The organism is Jeotgalicoccus sp. WY2 (assembly GCF_018437745.1).
GTDB lineage: Bacteria > Bacillota > Bacilli > Staphylococcales > Salinicoccaceae > Jeotgalicoccus > Jeotgalicoccus psychrophilus.
In genome coordinates this window covers 1475508-1496065 of the sequence record NZ_CP049818.1, presented here as the reverse complement: position 1 = coordinate 1496065, position 20558 = coordinate 1475508, and the positions used below count along the sequence as shown (strand labels likewise).

At 39.1% G+C, this 20558-nt stretch carries 15 protein-coding genes, 9 pseudogenes and 1 riboswitch; of the genes and pseudogenes, 17 read left to right on the top strand and 7 right to left on the bottom strand.

Annotation, left to right across the window (positions count from 1 at the left end; translation table 11 throughout):
• Nucleotides 1-204 precede the first annotated feature (204 nt).
• Nucleotides 205-1700 (top strand): annotated as a pseudogene (gene tcuA, locus G4D76_RS08695) (FAD-dependent tricarballylate dehydrogenase TcuA).
• A 44-nt stretch (nt 1701-1744) separates the two neighbouring features.
• Here the strand turns inward: tcuA and G4D76_RS08690 are convergent.
• Nucleotides 1745-2610 (bottom strand): annotated as a pseudogene (locus tag G4D76_RS08690) (LysR family transcriptional regulator).
• A 247-nt stretch (nt 2611-2857) separates the two neighbouring features.
• Here G4D76_RS08690 and G4D76_RS08685 point away from each other — a divergent pair.
• Both G4D76_RS08685 and G4D76_RS08680 read left to right on the top strand, forming a co-directional pair.
• A pseudogene (locus tag G4D76_RS08685) lies at nt 2858-4233 on the top strand (phosphate--AMP phosphotransferase).
• A 39-nt stretch (nt 4234-4272) separates the two neighbouring features.
• A complete protein-coding gene (locus G4D76_RS08680) occupies nt 4273-5001 on the top strand; it encodes an SDR family NAD(P)-dependent oxidoreductase (RefSeq protein WP_213809677.1) in 729 nt (242 codons plus the stop codon).
• Nucleotides 5002-5046: 45 nt separating this feature from the next.
• Here the strand turns inward: G4D76_RS08680 and glnA are convergent.
• The 3 genes and pseudogenes from glnA to G4D76_RS08665 form a co-directional block, all read right to left on the bottom strand.
• Nucleotides 5047-6374 (bottom strand): annotated as a pseudogene (glnA, locus tag G4D76_RS08675) (type I glutamate--ammonia ligase).
• Nucleotides 6375-6833, bottom strand: coding sequence for a hypothetical protein (locus G4D76_RS08670; RefSeq protein ID WP_213809676.1), 459 nt, complete (start codon nt 6831-6833; stop codon nt 6375-6377).
• 410 nt (nt 6834-7243) lie between these two features.
• On the bottom strand, nt 7244-7660 hold the full coding sequence (locus tag G4D76_RS08665; protein WP_213809675.1) for a pyridoxamine 5'-phosphate oxidase family protein: 417 nt from the start codon (nt 7658-7660) through the stop codon (nt 7244-7246).
• Between the two features lie 136 nt (nt 7661-7796).
• Between G4D76_RS08665 and G4D76_RS08660 the strand changes: the two are divergent.
• The 7 genes and pseudogenes from G4D76_RS08660 to gltS all read left to right on the top strand — a co-directional run bounded on the left by G4D76_RS08660 (nt 7797) and on the right by gltS (nt 12624).
• Nucleotides 7797-8059: pseudogene (locus G4D76_RS08660) on the top strand (4a-hydroxytetrahydrobiopterin dehydratase).
• A gap of 73 nt (nt 8060-8132) precedes the next feature.
• Nucleotides 8133-8381, top strand: a complete 249-nt coding sequence (locus G4D76_RS08655; protein ID WP_213809674.1) for a hypothetical protein — start codon at nt 8133-8135, stop codon at nt 8379-8381.
• Complete coding sequence (locus tag G4D76_RS08650) at nt 8369-8539, top strand: hypothetical protein (protein ID WP_213809673.1); 171 nt, start codon at nt 8369-8371, stop codon at nt 8537-8539. Before G4D76_RS08655 ends, G4D76_RS08650 begins: the two co-directional genes overlap by 13 nt.
• 18 nt (nt 8540-8557) lie before the next feature.
• Nucleotides 8558-10050, top strand: a pseudogene (locus G4D76_RS08645) (pyruvate kinase).
• Between the two features lie 29 nt (nt 10051-10079).
• Nucleotides 10080-10466 carry a GtrA family protein gene (locus G4D76_RS08640; RefSeq protein ID WP_026859445.1) on the top strand — a complete coding sequence of 129 codons (387 nt, stop codon included), beginning with the start codon at nt 10080-10082 and terminating at the stop codon, nt 10464-10466.
• Nucleotides 10467-10535: 69 nt separating this feature from the next.
• Nucleotides 10536-11170, top strand: a pseudogene (locus G4D76_RS08635) (HD domain-containing protein).
• A 252-nt stretch (nt 11171-11422) separates the two neighbouring features.
• A pseudogene (gene gltS, locus G4D76_RS08630) lies at nt 11423-12624 on the top strand (sodium/glutamate symporter).
• A 58-nt stretch (nt 12625-12682) separates the two neighbouring features.
• Here gltS and G4D76_RS08625 read toward each other — a convergent pair.
• Together G4D76_RS08625 and ggt are read right to left on the bottom strand one after the other, a co-directional pair.
• The gene (locus G4D76_RS08625) at nt 12683-12901 is read right to left on the bottom strand and encodes a hypothetical protein (RefSeq protein WP_250129869.1); all 219 of its coding nucleotides are present in this window, start codon (nt 12899-12901) and stop codon (nt 12683-12685) included.
• Between the two features lie 130 nt (nt 12902-13031).
• A pseudogene (gene ggt, locus G4D76_RS08620) lies at nt 13032-14786 on the bottom strand (gamma-glutamyltransferase).
• 164 nt (nt 14787-14950) lie between these two features.
• Between ggt and G4D76_RS08615 the strand changes: the two are divergent.
• The 6 genes from G4D76_RS08615 to G4D76_RS15015 all read left to right on the top strand — a co-directional run bounded on the left by G4D76_RS08615 (nt 14951) and on the right by G4D76_RS15015 (nt 18348).
• Complete coding sequence (locus G4D76_RS08615) at nt 14951-15361, top strand: 6-pyruvoyl trahydropterin synthase family protein (protein WP_213809672.1); 411 nt, start codon at nt 14951-14953, stop codon at nt 15359-15361.
• 71 nt (nt 15362-15432) lie between these two features.
• A riboswitch (TPP riboswitch) is annotated at nt 15433-15524 on the top strand.
• A 58-nt stretch (nt 15525-15582) separates the two neighbouring features.
• Nucleotides 15583-16164: an ECF transporter S component gene (locus G4D76_RS08610; RefSeq protein ID WP_213809671.1), complete on the top strand. Its 582-nt coding sequence runs from the start codon at nt 15583-15585 to the stop codon at nt 16162-16164.
• Between the two features lies 1 nt (nt 16165).
• Nucleotides 16166-16327, top strand: a complete 162-nt coding sequence (locus tag G4D76_RS15990) for an ATP-binding cassette domain-containing protein (protein WP_256440446.1) — start codon at nt 16166-16168, stop codon at nt 16325-16327.
• An 89-nt stretch (nt 16328-16416) separates the two neighbouring features.
• Nucleotides 16417-17565, top strand: a complete 1149-nt coding sequence (locus G4D76_RS15985) for an ATP-binding cassette domain-containing protein (protein ID WP_256440445.1) — start codon at nt 16417-16419, stop codon at nt 17563-17565.
• Entirely contained in the window at nt 17558-18124 is a 567-nt protein-coding gene (locus G4D76_RS08600; RefSeq protein ID WP_250129868.1) for an energy-coupling factor transporter transmembrane component T family protein, read from the top strand. Before G4D76_RS15985 ends, G4D76_RS08600 begins: the two co-directional genes overlap by 8 nt.
• Nucleotides 18125-18186: 62 nt before the next feature.
• Nucleotides 18187-18348 (top strand): hypothetical protein, encoded by a 162-nt coding sequence (locus tag G4D76_RS15015; RefSeq protein WP_250129867.1) that lies wholly within the window; start codon nt 18187-18189, stop codon nt 18346-18348.
• A 44-nt stretch (nt 18349-18392) separates the two neighbouring features.
• Here G4D76_RS15015 and G4D76_RS08595 read toward each other — a convergent pair whose 3' ends face one another.
• Nucleotides 18393-19241, bottom strand: coding sequence for an SDR family oxidoreductase (locus G4D76_RS08595; RefSeq protein WP_250129866.1), 849 nt, complete (start codon nt 19239-19241; stop codon nt 18393-18395).
• A gap of 133 nt (nt 19242-19374) precedes the next feature.
• Here G4D76_RS08595 and G4D76_RS08590 point away from each other — a divergent pair, with 133 nt between their 5' ends.
• On the top strand, nt 19375-20454 hold the full coding sequence (locus G4D76_RS08590) for an aldo/keto reductase (RefSeq protein WP_213809669.1): 1080 nt from the start codon (nt 19375-19377) through the stop codon (nt 20452-20454).
• Nucleotides 20455-20558 lie beyond the last annotated feature (104 nt).

The following is a 20558-nucleotide window of genomic DNA, read 5'->3' as shown; positions in this document are numbered from 1 at the left end:
ATAGTACATTACTATGGTAAACGCAATGTATTGATATTTCTGACTATTAATTCGCTGCTTAATACTATGAATTTAACTGCTAATCAACTGAAGTTAAAGCATCATAGAATCTTTTTATCATAATTGATTCAAAAACGATATTTCATTTATTATCAGAAATGTTCTAATCTTAAGCTATACATCAAACACAGGGGGAAATATAAAATGACAGACTATGAATACGATTTAGTTGTAATCGGATCCGGTAACGCAGCATTAAGTGCGGCGGTCTCAGCAAGTGAAGATGATTTAAAAGTACTCGTTGTCGAAAAGGGGCCGCAGCACAAACGCGGAGGCAACTCATTCTTTACTGATGGTGCAATACGTTTTGCTTACAACAATCTTGACGGTTTAAGTAAGGTTGTAGACAACCTATCTGAAGAAGAATTGAAAGCAATTGAATTACCAAAATATGCAACAGAGGATTATCACGGCGACTTAATGAACGTTACTAAAAACGAAAGCAACCCAAGTCTTGCTGAACATTTAACAGGCAAGTCATATGAAACAATTCTTTGGATGAAAGAACAGGGCGTAGAGTTCCAGTTAAATGAAAATCAATTCTTTGAAAAAGACGGAAAGAAATCATTCTGGGGCGGTCTGCCTGTTAAAACAGTCGATAAAGGTATCGGTCTTGTAAAATCATTATTCAAAAAGCAGAAGAGAACGGTGTGGACTTCTGGTACGCATCACCTGCTGAAAAGCTTGAAAAAGCAGATGGGAAAATTACAGGGGTTCACGTAAACAGTGAAGAGCACGGTAAAGTACTTGTTAAAACTAAATCAGTCGTTCTTGCAAGCGGCGGATTTGAAGCCGATAAGAAAAAACGTATGGAGCACCTCGGCAAAGAATGGGAAAACGCAATTGTCCGCGGAAGCGAATACAACACAGGTGACGGTATCACAATGGCACTTGAAGTCGGTGCAGTAAAAGCAGGACAATATGACGGCTGTCACGCACATACTACAGACTACAACTCACCTAAAACTGGTGACTACAGCAAACCTGGTGACATCTATAAGAAATCATCATATCCATTAGGATTAATCGTTAACGTTGAAGGAGAACGTTTCGTTGACGAAGGTGCTGATTTCAGAAACTACACCTACGCAAAATATGGTAAAGAAACTCTGAAACAGACTCAGCAAAAAGCATTCCAAATCTACGACGAGCAAGTCAGAGACATGCTGAGAGTAGAGTACAATTTAGAAGAAGCAACAATGCTGAAAGCTGACAGTGTAGAAGAACTTGCAGTGAAAATGGGCGTTGATAAAGAAAATTTCCTGGAGACAATTAACAGCTACAACGATGCAGTTCAGGACGGCGACTACAACCCGAGTGTTAAAGACGGTAAAACAACAGTCGGCTTATCACCGAACAAAACAAACTGGGCGCTTAAGTTTAACGAAGGTCCTTTTTACGCTTATCCAATTACTTGCGGTATCACATTTACTTTCGGTGCAATCAAAGTAAACAACAAATCAGAAGTACTGGATGAGAATGATGAACCTATTGAAGGGTTATATGCTGCAGGCGAGATGGTCGGAGATCTTTTCTACCATAACTATCCCGGCGGTTCAGGCTTAATGTCAGGATCTGTATTCGGAAAAACTGCAGGTGACTCGGTTAAAAACTATCTTTCTACAGCAGCACAGAATTAGACATAAATTAAAAAGGAAAGCATCCCCCCGATGCTTTCCTTTTTTTATTTGATATTTCCCCACGAGCGCATATGTTCAATGAATTTTTTTACAATAACCAGATTTTCGTAGTCCTCATTGTACATTATCCATGTATCTCTTTTTATTAAAGCTCCGTCTTTCGATTCAACTTTTGATTTATACAGGTTCTCCTCTTCTTTTAAACAAATTTCAGGCACAATAGAATATCCTAAACCGCTTTTTACTAATTCCTTACACGTATCAAGACGATCTACTTCCATTTCTATACTTGCCGGCGAAGCAAATTCAGTCGTCCACCAGCGGTTAATAATCTCTTTAAGAGAAGAATCTGTTTTATAATCTATCTGCTTATATGAAGGTAATTCCTGCACATTAATTTCGTTTTGAGAAATAATATACAGCGGTTCCTGATTTAATAAATACTTCCTGCTTTGCCATTGATAATCTCTTCTAAGAATACCAATATGAACTGATGAATCGTTTAACATCTTATAAACATCTGAACTCACACCTGTTCTAACATTAAAACGTACTTCAGGATATTTATTTGAAAATGTTTTAAGCAGGTTAGGCAGAACATATTGAGCAAAGTTACTGGATACACCGATCTTCAGTGTGCCCGATATTTCTTCACTCATATTATTAATATTATCTTTGACCATCTGAAGCTGCTGCAGCATATCTTTTGCATATTTAACGAGATATTCTCCTTCAGACGTAAATTCAATACCTGTTTTCGTTTTAAAAATAAGCTCGGTTCCTATTTCTTTTTCTAAATTTTTCAAACGATAACTTAATGAAGGTTGCGAAACATATAATTTCTCAGCTGTTTTCGTAATATCTTCTCTTCATAGAGCAATTTTAATATTTTCCAATCCTTCTGATCCATCGGACCACCCCTTTTTAATGCTTTAAAGACTATAATTCACTCTTCATGTTATCAGATTTTACTATCGCATAATGTAAAAAGTTAACAATTTGTTTATATAGTACCCAGTTTCTCCGGTTAAAGATATACTGGAATTAATAGATATTCTTTAAGTTGAATCGATATATTCAGATTGGAGATGGATAAACATGATTTCAATTGATAAAGACCTGGAATTTGAATTAGGAGAAGTCACGCAGGACACAATATGGGTATTCCTGTCATGATTATTATTGAAGGCGCTCCTGCATCGGGTAAATCACGGTTATCAAATGCCTATATATGTCGCTCGATGCGAAGTATACAAACTTCGTCGCCACGCGTCCCCCGAGAGAAGCCGATTTAAGGTATCCTTTCCTTCACCGCTACTGGTATCATCTGCCGAAAGACGGCAATATTAATATTCATTTCAGAAGCTGGTACTCGCAATTAATAGAATACAAGGATTATAATATCAAGCGCAATATTAATACTGACTTCAAATTGATTGAAGAAGATATGAAGAACTTTGAAGAAACTTTAACAAACAACGGCTATGAGGTTTTAAAATTTTACATTACTACGGATAAAGAAGTCCGGGAACGTCATATTCAGAAGCTGAAAGATAACCCTATGCTGAAATGGAAAGCTGAAGAATTCCAGAGCCGCCTGCAGCACCATGACTATGATGAAGAAATGGAATACTTCCTGCAGGATGAGACAGTTTCTCCGTGGACTCAGATTGATTTTCATAACAAAGAAGATGCCGCAAATACTTTATACTCTGCGATTATTACTCGTTTAAAGAAACGTATTAAAGCTGATCATAAAAATAAGCCAAAGACCGAAGGCAGGTTCAGCGATAACTTTAAAACTGACTTGTTCACATTTGATTTTGATAAAGAAACTATCCCAAAGCATGAATATAAAGAAATACTGCCGGATTTACAGGCAAGAATGCGTGAAATTCAGTTCCAGCTCTATCAGGAGAAGATTCCGCTTGTCTTAGTTTATGAAGGAATGGACGCTGCCGGCAAAGGCGGTAACATTAAACGTACGAGAACACTCCTTGATCCGACGGGCTATAAAAACAATGCTATTGGTGCCCCGACTGATATCGAGCTTGCCCATCATTACTTATGGCGGTTTGCGAAACGGACACCAAGAAGCGGCCACATTGGATTTTTTGACCGCAGCTGGTATGGACGGGTTCTCGTCGAACGTGTAGAAGGTTTCGCTTCACAGGATGCATGGCAGCAGGCCTATGAAGAAATCAATGATTTTGAACAGTCTCTGCATAATTCTGGAGCCATCATAATTAAATTCTTCCTTTCACTGGATAAGAATGAGCAGCTCGAACGGCTTAAAGACCGTGAGGACACGCCTGAAAAACAATGGAAGATTACAGATGAAGACTGGCGAAACCGTGAGAAATGGGATTTATACCTGGAAGCTTCTGAAGATATGATTCGTCAAACAGATACTGACTATGCACCGTGGATAGTCATACCGGCAAACGATAAGCGTTATGCTCGTATTACTGCATTGAAAACTATTATAAAAATATGTGAAGAACGTTTAGCAGATTGGAATAAAAGAGTATAATAGAATTGTTGTGACATAAAATCAAGGGGGAAAACATCAATGAAATACGTATTTTTAACAGGTACTAACAGAGGTCTAGGTGAAGCGACTGCAAAAATATTCAAAGACAGTAAAATTATCAGCATTACAAGAAGCGGTGTAGAAGAAACAGGTAATATCCATAAAGCATTTTCAGTAGATTTCAGCGATACAGATGCGATGGAACAGTTTGTGCCTGAAATCTTCAATTCTGTAGATCCAGATGAAACGGATGAAGTATATTTACTGAACGTTGCAGGTATTGTTGATCCTGTAAAAGCTGTCAGCAATTTATCATCAGATGATATGTTAACAAACTATAAAGTGAATGTGGTGGCACCAACGCTGCTTATTCAGGGATTTGTGAACCGCTTCAAGAACTTCGGCGGAGAAAAACGTATCGTTACCGTAACGAGTGGTGCGGCACGCGGTCCAGTTGAAGGATGGAGCGTGTACTGTAGTTCGAAAGCTGCAATCAATATGATTCACAGTGTACTTGATAAGGAAAACGTTCATCAGGGCAACAATATTAAGAGCTCGGTGTTCTACCCTGGCGTTATCGACACTGGAATGCAGGAAGTCATCCGTGCATCCGATATTAAAGAGTTCCCGAATGTGGACCGCTTTAAAGAATATAAGGAAACAAACAAGCTTGCCAAAGCTGAAGACGTCGCAGCAGCACTGCACAAAGTAGTAACACTGAAAGATTTTGGCAGCGAAGAAAGCTATGATGTAAAAGATTATATCTAAATAAAAAACGGAAATAACGCATAGCGTTATTTCCGTTTTTCTATATTAATACTGGCTTAAATACTGTTCTTTTTCCCATGACGTTATTTGTGCACTGTACATTTTCCATTCATAGTTCTTGTTCTCTATGAAGTGGTCGCATATATGTTTACCCAGCGCTTCCTGAATTACTTCATCCGCTTTTAATGCTTTCAATGCTGTATATAACGTTGTAGGCAGGTCTTCTACATCTTCTGCCTGACGTTCTTTTTGTGTCATTTCAAAATATTTTCATCTACCGGCGTCGTCAAATCTTTTTGTTCCTTAATACCGCTTAAACCTGCTTTTAATATTACTGCAGTCGCAAGATAAGGATTAGCTGACGGGTCCAATGATCTTACTTCAGCACGTGTTCCCGCGCCTCTTGTGGATGGAATTCTTAAAAGCGGTGTACGGTTGCTCCCGCTCCATGCGATATAACGCGGCGCTTCAAATCCTGCACTTAGTCGTTTATAAGAATTTACCAGCGGATTACAGATTACCGTGTAACCTCTCGCATGGTCTAACAGACCCGCCATAAAGTATTTCATTTCTTCGCTGAGACCATACTCATCATTTTCATCGTAAAACACGTTTTTACCGTCTTTAAATAATGATACATTATAATGCATACCGCTTCCGGCTTCATCGTATAAAGGTTTAGGCATAAATGTAACATGCAGACCGTATTGTCTGGCTACTGTTTTTGCCACCAGTTTAAACGTCTGAATATTATCACTCGACGTTACCGCATCACTGTATTTAAAACTGATTTCATGCTGGCTGGGTCCTGCTTCATGGTGAAACATTTCTACTTCAAAATCCATTTTCTTAAGTGTTTTTGCTATTTCACGTCGGCATCTTTCACTTGTATCTGTGATCGATACATCAAAGTAACCGCTCGTGTCATTCACGATAGTAGTGGGATTATTGTCTTTGTCCAATTTAAATAAATAGAACTCAGGCTCCGGACCAAGGTTAAATGCATCGTAACCCATGTCTTCCATTTCTTTAACAATACGCTTTAAATTACTTCTCGGATCTCCTTCGAAAGGCTCGTTATTGAGGTTATGCACATCGCAAATTAATCGTGCAACTCTGCAGTTTTCTTCAGACCATGGGAAAATACTCCAAGTATTATAATCAGGCTTTAAATACATATCCGATTCTTCAACGCGGACAAACCCTTCAATAGAAGAACCATCGAACATTATTTCCCCATCCAGTGCTTCTTCCAGCTGCTCAACAGGGATTTCCACATTTTTAAGTGCACCTAATATATCAGTGAACTGTAGTTTTACATAACCAATCTTTTCTTCTTGTGCAATCTTTAAAATATCCTTAGATATACTCATTTAAATGACCACTCCTAAATTATATTTAACACATAAGTCTTCTCTTACTTTATAAACCCGCTTACCTGCTTGTTTAAACGGATTTTTTATTTTTATTTTAATTATAACTGTAATCACAGAGCAAACTGCTAGCAGTACGCTTATAATCAGCAATGTCATATCCAAGCTTGAATACTCGCTGCTATTCTCAACATAGATGGCGTACAGCGGCCAAATAATAACAAGCGGATACAGCCAATCTTTAAAGTAAAATGCTGTAATTAAACCGATAATGCCTGCAGCTGACAGCATAATAATTGTCCATGTTAATTCATCCAGGCCGATTATAGAATCGATATTATTATCATTTGTTAATTGGAATACATTCACAATCGATGCAACTGTGACCCAGGCAAAATAAACAGAATAAGGGAAACGGTCAAACCAGCTGTAATTCTGATTCGTAATTAAAATATGCATAAAATTAGTGTAATGAGCAATGCAAAAATTACAATTACCGAAGCCAGTATCATTTGCTGGGTAAATACTAAAATCCAGGCACTGTTCAGTAAGAAGTTAATGATTGGCCAGTATTTTAATTTGTAAGCAGGAGAACCTTCCCATGTTTTCTGAAAGAACTGCTTAATTATCCAGATAAATACCAGAAATATATTAATCCCCATATGGAAAACGCAAATCCCGCTGGCTGAATAATGGGCTGGTTACTGTCCGCAACATTACCAACATTAGTTCCTACAAAATAGTTCATTACTATCATTACTATAAAGCAGCTAAATAACCTGCTGCCCATTTTCTCTGGACGTTCATTGCATCACCTTCTAAAAATTATTAATCAAAATAAAAAGTGAGAGCATGCTCCCACTTTTTATTTATAGAATCACTTCGACTGGTTCATAATCATCATTCATAATTTTAATTGCATCCGGTGTAATTTTTAATACTTTAAGATGAGGATTTTCTTTTGAATCAAAGAAGCTTTTATCCTGTTTTTCCCACAGCCAGTCAATCGTTTCCTGGTTGTTAATTCTTTCAACACTGCCGTTTATTTCAACAAAAGCGTTATTATCAGTATCATTAAATCCAAGCAATACGTGTGCCTGAGGATTTTCTCCAAGCTCATCGTATTTCGGCGACTGATCATTTGTTTTCGCATATAATGTTAAACCGTCATTATAAAACCACATATAACGTGCATTGGGCACATTATCTTTCGCTGTTGATAAAACACCGATTTTTGATTCGTTTAAAATTTCCTCAATTCTTTCAATAGCTTTTGACTGTTCCACAATATCACCTGTCCTTGTTTATAAGTTGTTTTATATCTTTACCACAGAATCCACTGTCCCAATCATCTGAATGATTTCTTTTATGCAGACAGGGTATAAATTACATATGTACAAAATGAGCAGGAGGTAATTGATTATGAATGTTAAAGCAGAAGCAAAAAAACTCGAAGGCTGGGAATTAAAAGACGAAAAGCTGATTAAGAAATTTAAATTCGAGCGTTTCTTAGATGGTATCGAATTCGTAAATATGCTGGCTCAGCAGGCAAGAAAGAGCAGCATCATCCCGGAATCAGAATTAATTACACGACGGTAACTGTGGTATGGACAACGTTCTCTACAAACGAACTTAAGGAACGTGACATCGAAGGCGCAAAAGCGACAGACAAAATTTTCGGTTAAAATCACGGACTGCCTGATATCCAATACGCCGGCAGTCCTGTTTATATCTTTATACACTTAAGGGTTTGGATATATGAAATATTTAAAGTCAGGAACAGTCATTGGACTTATTTCAGGCACGTTTTTATTTATCGTTTGTGCACTGATAGAATGGCTGACTCAAATGGAGCTGATGACTCTGCTTTTGAATGTGGATTTTATGACGGAAATGAATATTCATACCGGCATAGAAATTCTATTCCATATGATCGTGTCAGTTATGATTGCAGTTTTACTTAAATTATATTTGATAATTTTAAAAGATTTTATATGCCGGCACTAGTGTTCAGCTGGATAGTCACGAGTCTGCTGTTTTACGCGCTTGGTTACTTAAGTGTGATGCATATCGAACTGCAGGGCTTATCAGGATTTACTGTATGGACAATTATACATCTTTCTTATTTCATTATTATTTTTTCACTTCACAAAAAAGGGTTCTAACACACTGAGGGGGACATTATGAATAAAGAAGCAGCACCGTTATTAAATGATGTAAAACAGATACGCCAGCAGGTAACTGAAGATGGAGAACAGATTCTTGGCCGCTGGCAGCAAGATAATGTAAGGGAGGAGTATGTTCAAAGTCTTAAAAATCTTGCTTATTACATGGCCTTCCGCCGCCATGACCACCGTGAAATACAAAACACTTTAATTCCCTGGGGTGTATCATCACTCGGGAGACTTGAACCTAACGTGTCCGGCAATCTGGATGCTGTAATTAAAACGCTCGGCTACATTACTGGAGAGGCAGAGAATGATACTGAGTATTTCAAGTATCCAGACTCAACTGACAGAAACAGTCTGCTCAAAAAAAATACCAAAATGCTGCTGGGTGAAGGCAATGAACATCGGCACACACAAATTATGGTCACGATGCCGTCAGAAGCTGCAAAGGATTATGAGTTAGTTAAAAACCTTGTGGTGTCGGGCATGAATTCAGCCCGTATTAACTGCGCGCACGATGACTCGAATACGTGGAAACAGATGATTGAAAACATTACGAAAGCATCTGAAGAAACAAATAATCCATGCAGAATTTTAATGGACATAAGCGGGCCGAAAGTCCGGATAAAAACACTTCTCACTTCTAAAAGAAATCCTAAACTGAAAACCGGAGAGTATTTCCTGCTGTCAAACCAGGAAGCAATGCTGCTGCCGCCAAAAGTAAATGTAGCGATTAACACTTCTGTTCCTGAAGTGCTTAAAAATGTAGACATTGATCAGCTCATTAAAATTGATGACGGGCAGATTGAAGCAAGAGTAACTGAAATCGAGGACGGCGGTTTAATTTGTAAAGTGACTAGAACCTCCAAAGCGAAAGGCGTAAAAATTAAAACAGAAAAAGGTATTAACTTTCCGGATCTTGACATCAATTTAAATGTACTGACAGAGAAAGATATGAACGACCTCGATTTTGCAGCTGAGCACGCAGATATCATTGCATTTTCCTTCGTAAAAAGTGCAGATGATATAAAATATATTGAAAATACACTCCAGAAAAAACTCCCGTCAGACAAAAAGAATATGCCGATAATCGCAAAATAGAAACGACAGAAGCCATTGAAGAAATTCCGAATATCATCGCTGAAGCGGCATCAAGAAGACCATTCGGAATTATGCTGGCACGCGGAGATCTCGCAGTTGAAATAGGGTATGAACGACTCAGCGAAATTCAGGAAGAACTACTTTGGATATGCGAGGCAGCCCATATTCCAATTATCTGGGCAACACAGGTGCTTGAATCACTGATTAAAACAGGTATCCCAACACGCTCAGAAATTTCGGATGTCGTTGCAGGCTCCCGCGCCGAGTGTATTATGCTGAATAAAGGTGATTACATCGTCGAAGGTGTGAAAACAGTAGATGATATCCTGAATAAAAGCGAGGATCATAATTATAAAAAAACAGCGATGCTCCGAGCATTGAATATTTCTAAATCAATGTTTGAATAAAGTAAACGCCTGCAGAGAGTTGTGTTTATATGCGTAAGCTTAAGGAGTTTTTTAAATACATTTTGATTGCAGCAGTCGGAGGCGCACTTGATTTACTGCTGTTTATCCTGCTGCATACATATACAGATATACACATTCAGCTAGTAAATCTAATAAGTATGTTCACAGGCGTTACAACAAATTTTATACTGAATTACCATTTTAATTTTAAAGCAGACAGCAAATTTTTCAGACGTTATTTATCATTCCTGACAGTCGGTGCAATTGGTTTTTCAATCGTTGCACTGCTCGTTTTGATTTTCGTTCAGCATCTTGGATGGAATGCCATTATAGTAAAAATCGGTGCGACAATGCTTGCAACTGTGATTCAATATTTTTTAAATCGTTATATATCATTCCGGAGATACAGAGCATAATCAATTAACCCGGATAGTTTGAAAAATAATATTTATCTAATTACTATATGGGGGAGAAGGAGAGATAATATGATTACAGATTTAGGTAATATTAAAGTACCGGACAGTAAGATTATTACGGATGCACAAGATCTCGTTCACGAATACGGTAATGAATTAATTTGGAACCATTCTAACAGAGTATATCTATTCGGTGCTGTTAAAGGGGATCAGGATAAAGTGAAGTATGATCATGAACTATTATACATCAGCGCACTTTTCCATGATTTAGGTTTAACAAAACAGTACAGCAGTGATGATTTACGTTTTGAAGTTGACGGTGCGAACGCAGCACGCCAGTTTTTAAACACTCATAATATCACGACACAGCAGATTCAGCTAGTCTGGGACGCGATCGCACTTCATACTACACCGGGTGTTGCGGAGCATAAAGAGAGCGAAGTCGCACTTCTTTTCCACGGTGTCGGCATGGACGTAATGGGGGATAACTTCGATCAGTTGAAGAAATCAGAAAATCTGTCGTTCAAAAGTTTCCTAGAAATGATTTTAAAAATGATATTATTCAAGCATTTTACGATGGAATTAAACATAAACCGGAAACAACATTTGGTAATATGAAAGAAGATGTTATCAAGCACTTCCAGCCTGACTATGCGAATGATAATTTCTGCACATGCATTCTTCATTCCAAATGGGAGAGTTAAAGGATTTAGGAACTTAACACTCAAAGCAATGTAATGCATAGCGTTACAAAACTATGCCATGCGTTACAATGATTATTTAAATCCCGCCCGAGCTGCTAAAGCTCCAGCGGGATTTTTGTTTATCGGCAAAATGTATGCGTTCACAAAAACTACATAATTTACTGCAAAGATGTAAAAGTTATTGTTGGTTATTCTTCAGTTATAGATTAGAATAGGTTTTCTGATTGAATTTTAAATGATGGAGGATGGGATATGGAATTAAATTTAGTGACATCATTATTTTTAGCAGTGATAGTTTACCTCATCGGTGCTTACTTAGTTAAAAAAATACATTTTTTAGATAGATACTCTATACCGGCACCAGTTGTCGGCGGTCTGATTTTTGCAGTGTTCACATTGATAATGCACACTGCTGGTTTAGTTACGATAACTGTTGATACTTCTCTACAGTCTTTATTTATGATTATATTTTTTACAACAGTCGGTTTAGGTGCAAGTTTTAAACTTATTAAATTGGGTGGAAAACTACTTGTGATTTATTTACTTGCCGCAAGTTTTTTATCAATTGTACAAAATACTTTAGGTGTATCCATAGCAAGTCTGCTTGGTATAGATCCGCTGCTTGGTCTTATGGCTTCTTCTCCTGCGATGATCGGCGGGCACGGGGGTGCTGCGGCATTCGGTGAAACAATTGATGGATTAGGAGTACAGGGTGCGACAACTGTCGGGATTGCTGCGGCGACACTCGGCCTCATCGCCGGCGCGTATTTGGCGGACCGGTTGCACGCTTTATGATTAACAAGCACAATCTTAAGAGTAACGAACCCAAGTTCGATGCTGGCGATTATGAAATTCCTGTTCAGAAAAAAGAAAATAAATTTACAATCGATCAATTCTTTATATACCTTGCCATTATTACATTTGCTATGGCTCTCGGCACGTATATCGGAAGTATCTTCTCCGATTTAACTGGAGTTATTTTACCCGATTATGTAGGTGCGATGTTTGTTGCGATTGTCGTTAGAACACTTCTCGATGCTTCACAGGACAGAATATCATTTAATTTCGATACGACTGTAAACGATAAAATCGGTGCGGTTTCTTTAGGTTTATTCCTATCATTCGCATTGATGAGCATAAAACTGTGGGAACTCGCTGATCTGGCACTGCCGATTCTGCTGATTGTTTCGGTTCATGTTATCTTCATTATTTTATATACGATGTTTATCGTCTACAGACTGCTAGGGAAGAACTATGACGCAGTCGTGATGATTAACGGTATGATCGGGAGTGGATTAGGTGCAACTCCTACAGCTATGGCTAACATGGATGCAGTTACATCTAAGTTCGGTTCTTCGAAGACCGCTTACTTAATCGTACCGGTCGTTGGAGCATTCCTTATTGATATCGTTAACATTCCCGTTATCGTGTTCTTCATAAACTTATTCAGCTAAACAAAAAGCCGGGATATCCCGGCTTTTTTATGCGTATTTATCTCCCTGTTCAGATGCCTTATCCCGTAGCTCGTAATAGTATAATACGCTTGTCATCGCCTTCATCCACCATATTTGCATCTCTTGCCTCATCAGGCTTACCGAGATTAATAATATAGTCATCATCCGTCCATTTATTTACTGCACCTTTAATTAACTGTCCCGCTTCTGTCTTAGATGCATAAAGCACTCCTGCTGCGAGCCCTGCTCCAATAATAAACTTTGTTCGTTTACGCATGATAAATCCTCCTTAAAAGATTAGTTCGCAACTGCCTTTATTTATCTATTCCCGTTTTAGAGAAGTTCATACCAAAAGCATAGAAGTTATTAAAAAAGATGAACCGAAAAATCCGGTTCATCTTTAAGTATTAATTCTGTGACTGCAGTCCAAATGCTGCACCATTTCTGTTTTTGTCAGTAGCACCTGTAAACTCTCCCGTTTCCGGATCAATTTGAATACTGCTGACATTGCCTATAGGTTCAGATTCCTCTTCAAAGTTATGTCCCATCTCATTAAGCTGATTAATTACTTCCTGCGGTACGCTTCTTCAAATCTGTATGATTCTAAATCACTCGTGAAGATCCGCGGTTCTGTTACAGCAGAATGTACATCGAGTTCATATTCATACGTGTTGATAATTGTCTGAAGAACTGACGTTATAATCGTCTGTCCGCCCGGTGATCCTGCAGTCATTGAGGGTGTTCCATTATCGAATACAATTGTCGGTGTCATGCTGCTTAACGGACGCTTGTTGGGCTGTACTTCATTTGCACCGCCCGGTTCAGCATCAAAGTCTGTCAGTTCATTATTCAGCATAAATCCATATTCAGGTACCATAATACCTGAACCAAAAACCTGCTCAATCGTTGTAGTATACGATACAACATTGCCGTACTTATCCGCTACAGAAAAGTGAGTCGTCTGGCCGTCAACTTTATCGCCCGGCTGTTCGACATTATCGACCTCATCTGTTCCTTTCTGATACTTCCACGGATCTCCCGCTTCCGGTTTCTCATTAACTTCATCCATACTGATTAACGCTCTGCGCTCATCGATATAATCGGGATTCAGTAATCCTTCAACAGGTACATCCACAAATTCTGGATCCCCTGCATATTCAGCACGATCTGCATACGCCAAGTGCATCGCTTCTGCTAATAAATGATATTTCTCCGGAGAATTTATACTGCGATAAATCAAAGTCATCTAATATACCAAGCATCTGCAGCATAAATACCCCGCCGGAGCTTGGAGGAGGCATTGTAGCAATATCATAGCCGTTAAACTCTCCCCAGATTGGTTCATCCCATGTTACTTCATAATTTGACAGATCTTCCGCTGTCATTGATCCCCCAAATTCCTGAACTGCATTTGCGGCAGCCTCGGAAATCTCACTGTTATAGAAGTAATCAATGCCATTATCTCTGATTAGACTTAAAGTCTTCGCTAAATCTTTCTGCACCAGCACGTCACCTTCAACTAACGGTTCCTGTTCATTAAAAAATACTTCACTGGCAGCAGTAGCCTGCAGTTTATCAGCGTTATCTGCAATTTGATTAGCAAGGAAATCGTCTATAGCAAACCCTTCTTCGGCAAGAGATACAGCCGGAGCAATCAGTTCTGCCATATCAATCGTTCCCCAGGATTCATGTGCTTCTTCCAGACCTCGCAATGTTCCCGGAACTCCTACTGATTTACCGCTTCTGACGCGTTCTTCAAAAGGTAAAGCTTCTCCTTCATCATCAAGGAACATTTCAGAATCAGCACCGCCAGGTGCACGTTCTCGGCTGTTTATGATAGATGTTTCTCCCGTTTGCTCTTCATATACCATCATAAAACCGCCGCCGCCTATGCCTGACATCATCGGTTCAGCTACAGTTAAGACGTATTGCATTGCAATCGCTGCGTCCATTGCATTCCCGCCTTTGGCAAGAACATCGTAACCTGCCTCTGAAGCAAGCGGATGTGCGGATACAACCATCCCTTCATGAGCTGTTGCCACATCATTTTCTTCTGTGTAATCAGGTTCATACGCTGCCCCTGATACTGCTGGATTCGCTGTCGACATAAGCAGTAACGCTAAAGTAAGTATTGTTCCAAAACGTTTTAAAAATTGTTTCATACAATTCCCCCTTGTTTTGAATAAATGATGTAAGTCTTTCGAAAAACGAAAGGATTTTATTTAAGATTATCATAACAGAAAATTCTGTCAATAATATGACGCATTTGAAAATTGGTATTGTGATTGGGTATAATTAACTAAATTGATTTTTAAAGGGGTATTAAATGAATATTAACGATATACAGCCGCCTGAAAAATTTAAATATTTTAATGAGAAGGTCATTATTCATAAAAATTACGAATTCACATGCGACAATCGGATATTTTTTTCAAAAACTGTGTTTAAAGATTTAAAAAATCACCGTTACACATTTAATTTGGAAATATCTTCTATGGTAAACGACACTGGTCTCGCGACTGATTTCCATTTAATCGATAAAATTTACGATGAACACATCGCTGTTAAACTCGATAACTGTCTCCTCAATGAAACACTGCCTGCAATGAATACAACAGCAGAAAACATTGCTTACTGGCTGTTTGAGCAGTTTGATAAAAATCTGCCTGCTGATGATGAACTGCTCAAAGTAACGCTATATGAAACTGACAAACAGGGGATTACCATCATTAAATAAATGCTACAAATAAATGCTGCTTCACAAATTCACATAAGTGGACTATGATAGTGATAATCAAATAATGAATTCACCACCACTGGGGGCGTCCGCATCGGACTGAGATTGACCCTTATCACCTGATCTAGATTATACTAGCGTAGGGAAGTGGCATTTTTATATGCACACCATTCCGTTAGTGGTGTGTTTTTTTGTTTGAAATTTATAACGGAGGCTTCAACATGGCAAAAAGAAATAGTTTAACACTCACTGATGTTTTAATTACTGTTGTTATTGCGCTCGTTTTCGCTGTAATCTACTCTCTATGGGGTGGAATTTACACAATTCTGCAGCCGTTTGGACTGCATTTAAATGAACTGGTCTACGGCATGTGGTTTATCGCTGCAATTGTTGCTTATTTAATTATCAGGAAACCCGGTGTTGCACTGATTGCGGAATTCGCAGCAGCTTCCGGTGAAACGATTGTCCTCTTACAGTTTGATATTTCATTGATTATGTACGGGTTAATACAGGGCCTGGTCTGCGAACTTGTTTTTATGTTCTTCAGATATAAAAGCACGAGTCTGATGACCGCGGTTCTTGCTGGTATCGCAGCAGCATTATCTACACTGCCGCTCGACTGGTATTATGGTTATCTTGGACACCTTGAGACATGGAACCTCGCACTAATGTTCAGTTTTAGAATACTAAGCGGAGCGTTTGTTGCGGGTTGGCTCGGGCATCTGCTTTACAAAGCGCTTAAAGAAACCGGCGTTTTAAAGTTTGTCGGTCAAAGAGCTGATAATTCACATGAAGGATTATAGTATGTCAAAAATCGATATCAAGAAACTGAATTTAAAATTTCCTGAGGCACCATCTAAATTGTTTACCGATTTGAATATTTCAGTTAAATCAGGTGAGAAAGTACTGCTCCTCGGTCCAAGCGGTTCAGGGAAAAGTACGCTGTTACATGTAATGGGCGATTAATCCACCAGGTCATCATACGCCGATGAAGCTGAACCTAAACATCCTAAAATAATGCTTATGTATTTCAGGACCCCGATTCTCAGTTCACTATGCCGACAGTTGCAGAAGAGCTCGCTTTTATTTTAGAGAATAGAAGTATTCCAAAAGAAAATATGGAACTAATGATGATGGAAGCACTCGGGCAGACTGGACTCGATGTACCTTTGACATTAAATATTAATAATTTATCCGGCGGAATGAAGCAGAAGCTCGCTATTGCTTCAGCACTGCTGCAAAAACCGGACACTCTGTTTCTCGACGAACCGACGAGCATGCTCGATGATGAGTCTGCAGCTTCACTATGGAACGTTATTGAAGGAATCTGGAGCGACCGGACCGTTGTTATTGTCGAACACCGTGTCGACTATATATGGGATAAAGTGGACCAGGTCATATTGATGAACGATAGCGCCCAGATTATTCATGAAGGGAAACCTGATGATGTGCTGAAGCACCATAAACAGCTCTTAAATGATTATGGTGTCTGGCACCCCGATTCATGGCAGGATGCACCTGTATTCGACCTGATAAAGCCTGACAATGAGGCGTTGCTGGAATTAAAAAACTTACACATCGAGCGGCGCGGAATGGACATTCTGAATGTCGATCATTTAACTATTAAAAAAGGTGAATGGGTTACGCTCGAAGGGAAAAATGGCACGGGGAAATCAAGTCTGCTGTCAGCTATAATGAAACTCATTCCTGCAGATGGTGCTGTTTATTATAAAAGTAAACGTATTAAAAAAACAAAGCAGTTTGCAGGTGAAGTGTACCCCGTATTTCAAAATCCGGAGCTGCAGTTTATTACGCATAAAGTTTTCGATGAAATATTTATTAATATGGAACCGCATTTTGAATATACCGAAGCAGTGCGCCAGACTGAAATCATTTTAAAACAGATGGGTCTTAACAGTGTGGCACATCTTCATCCTCTGGAAATTTCCACAGGGCAACAGAGACGGTTAAGCGTCGCTACAGCTCTCGGCGGTGTGCCGACAGTGCTGCTGCTGGATGAACCGACATTCGGTCTGGATCAGAAGCATGCATTTCGCCTGCTCCGTATGTTTCATGAAATGACTGCTGTCGGTACGACGATAATTATGATTACGCATGATGAAAATATTAAGATCCGCTATCCCGGCAGACGTTTAATTATTGAAAATCAGATGCTCAGGGAGAAGATGACAGATTATGTTTGAAGCAGTTAAAAAATATAAGACGTTTATAGATTATGCAAACCCGCTGACTAAAATTCTGCTCGCAGCAATACTTTTCGTTATGGTGATCTTTATTCATAATCCCAATGTTCTGTTTCACCTAACAATGCTGATGCTCCTTATGCTGCTCATCTTAAGCGGTGTAAAATTGAAGTATCTGATACTCCTCCTGATATTCATTTTTATATCCGGATTTATCTCCAGTCTGTATATGATTTTTTACGGTGAAGGGTCAGAAACGCTTTTTCGCTACGGCATTATTCATATAACAGAGGAAAGCTTTATCAGAGGGATTCACATAACGATGCGCGGCGTTACATTGTCGTTATTTGGAGCGTTAGTCATATTTACATCAAAAATTACCGATGTATTTTACGCACTGATGATTCAGCTGAAAGTGAAACCGAAGTATGCCTATTCTTTTATGGCAGCAATAAGGATGGTTCCGATTATTATTACTGAATACTTCCAGCTCAGACAAGCGAGGAAAGTCAGAAGAGCACTCATTCATAAAAGTATATTTCCGGCTTTAAAGGTCTAAAGTCAACAATTATTACACTCCTCAGCCAGAGTATAAGAAGAGCATACAGGCTCGGTATCGCGATGGAATCAAAAGGATTCACTGACGGCAGCCGCACGTATTACTATAGAACATCGTTCTCAAAGCATGATTTATATTTACTGGTCCTGACTGGTGCTGCACTATGGTTGTCGATTCAGCTGGGCACAATGATTACACCATTTGATACTACAGACGCAAGATAGAAAGAACTGCTTAACAAATTGTTAAGCAGTTCTTTCTTCATTTCTTATTCTGCTGGAGTTCCCGGTTCAATATCATAAGATTTCTGCACTGTTTCGTCTCGTTGACCGAGACCGTCTGTCGTTTTTTTATCCCAGACAGCTTGCTGTTTTTCTTTCAGTCCTGAAACCATTTTTTCAGGAATAACATTGCGGTATTGTGTCGTTTCCCCAAGAATTACTTTAATCGCAGGTTCTGTCACTTCACGAGGGTCGAACTGTTCACTCGGGAATGCTGTCTTACTGTAATCAAACACATTTTTATTAAGGTCTGTTTCCCAGTTTTTCCATGTTTCAAATTCACGGTCATTAAATCCAGTTAAATAAGGCCCCGGATTAATTGTTGAAACTTCTACATTAAACTCCTGCAGTTCTTTGCTTAATGACATTGCAAACGCTTCTACAGTATGTTTAGAGCCAGAGTAAGGGCCTGACAGCGGATTAGTTGTAATTCCGGATACAGACGATACGAAGACGATTCGTCCGCTCTTGTTCTCCACCATTTTACGGGCAAATCCTTTAGTTAAGAGTATCGGGCCAAAAACATTTGCCTCAAACTGGTGTCGTAAATTTTCTTCGGGTATATCTACTAATGATCCACCTTCTTTTACAGCTGCATTATTCACCAGCACATCAATATCCCATGACCATGCTTTTTCACGGTCTTTAGCATTTGTTACATCCAGCTTCTCAATCTGCATCGTCACACCGCGTTCTTTCGCCTCCTGCTCCATAGCCGAGACCTGCGACATTACTTCCACTGTTGCGATGACCGGGTAACCTTTTTCCGCCAATGCGAATGCGATATTTTTTCCGAAACCTGTTCCGGCACCTGTAATAAGTACTGTCTCTGTCATTAAGAGTCCTCCTGTAAATTTTAAATTTATCATTCTTTAATCTGTATACCCTGAATACATCTAAATCATACTTAAGTTTCACAGAGGCAGCTGCAGGGAATATATTTACTGTCTATATATTGGAGGGATAGTAATGGATTACAACTTACTTGGTAATTCAGGATTAAATATTTCTAAATATTCACTTGGGACTATTCCATTTAGCGGCACAAAAGGCTTTGAAGGTGCAGCAGATATGTCCCAGGAAACTGCAAATCACTTTGTAGATTATGCACTGGATCACGGGATTAACCATTTCGATACAGCAAACCTCTACGCAAAAGGCGATGCTGAAATCGTACTGGGCAAAGCGATACGCGGTAAACGACAAGACATGACCATTGCGAGTAAAACAGGCATGCAAATACAAGGCGGACCGAATGACGGCGGTGCAACGCGCGTTAATATAGAATCAACGATTGATAAAACTCTCGAACGTCTCGGTACTGATTATCTTGATCTCTATTATGTGCATATGTGGGACGGGCGTGTACCGGTTGCAGAAACAGTTCAGATCATGAATGATTTAATTAAAAAAGGTAAAATTCGTTACTGGGGTGTATCGAATTACAGCGGCTGGTCTCTTGCTAAAACACATACATTTGCAGTGGAGAATAATCTGATTCCGCCAGCGGCACATCAAATATATTACACACCTGAATCACGCGAAGCAGAATACGAGCTGCTCCCTGCAGGAACTGAGCTTGGAGTCGGCAATACAATCTGGTCTCCCTTAGGCGAAGGAATACTGAACGGAAAAATTACCAGAAATCAAAAAGCGCAGCCGGAAACACGTCAGGGCAACGGCTGGGCGGAACCATACCTGAAAAACAAAGAATTCTTTTACGACCTCGTTGATATGCTGCAGGACATTGCATCAAAACATAATGTAACAGTACCGCAAGTTGTTCTCGCATGGCTTCGTGACAGACCGAATGTCGACTCGATTATTATTGCAGCAAGAAACAAAGAACAGCTGTATGAAAATGTTGCATCATATACTTTACAATTAACTGATGAAGATGTTACACAAATCACTGACTTTACTGCTTTAGAACCTATTTATCCTCAGTGGCACCGAGCAATAAATACGATGGATATGGCTTCAGAATCAGAGAAAGTATATTTGGAAGCATATAATAAAACAATGAAACAGAAGGACCAAGAGATATAATTATTCATGAGAATGTTTAACGTGAAACATCATAATAGTTAATTTAAATACCGGCATAAAAGCATTTTACTGCATAGCGTTATAATATAACGCTATGCAGTATC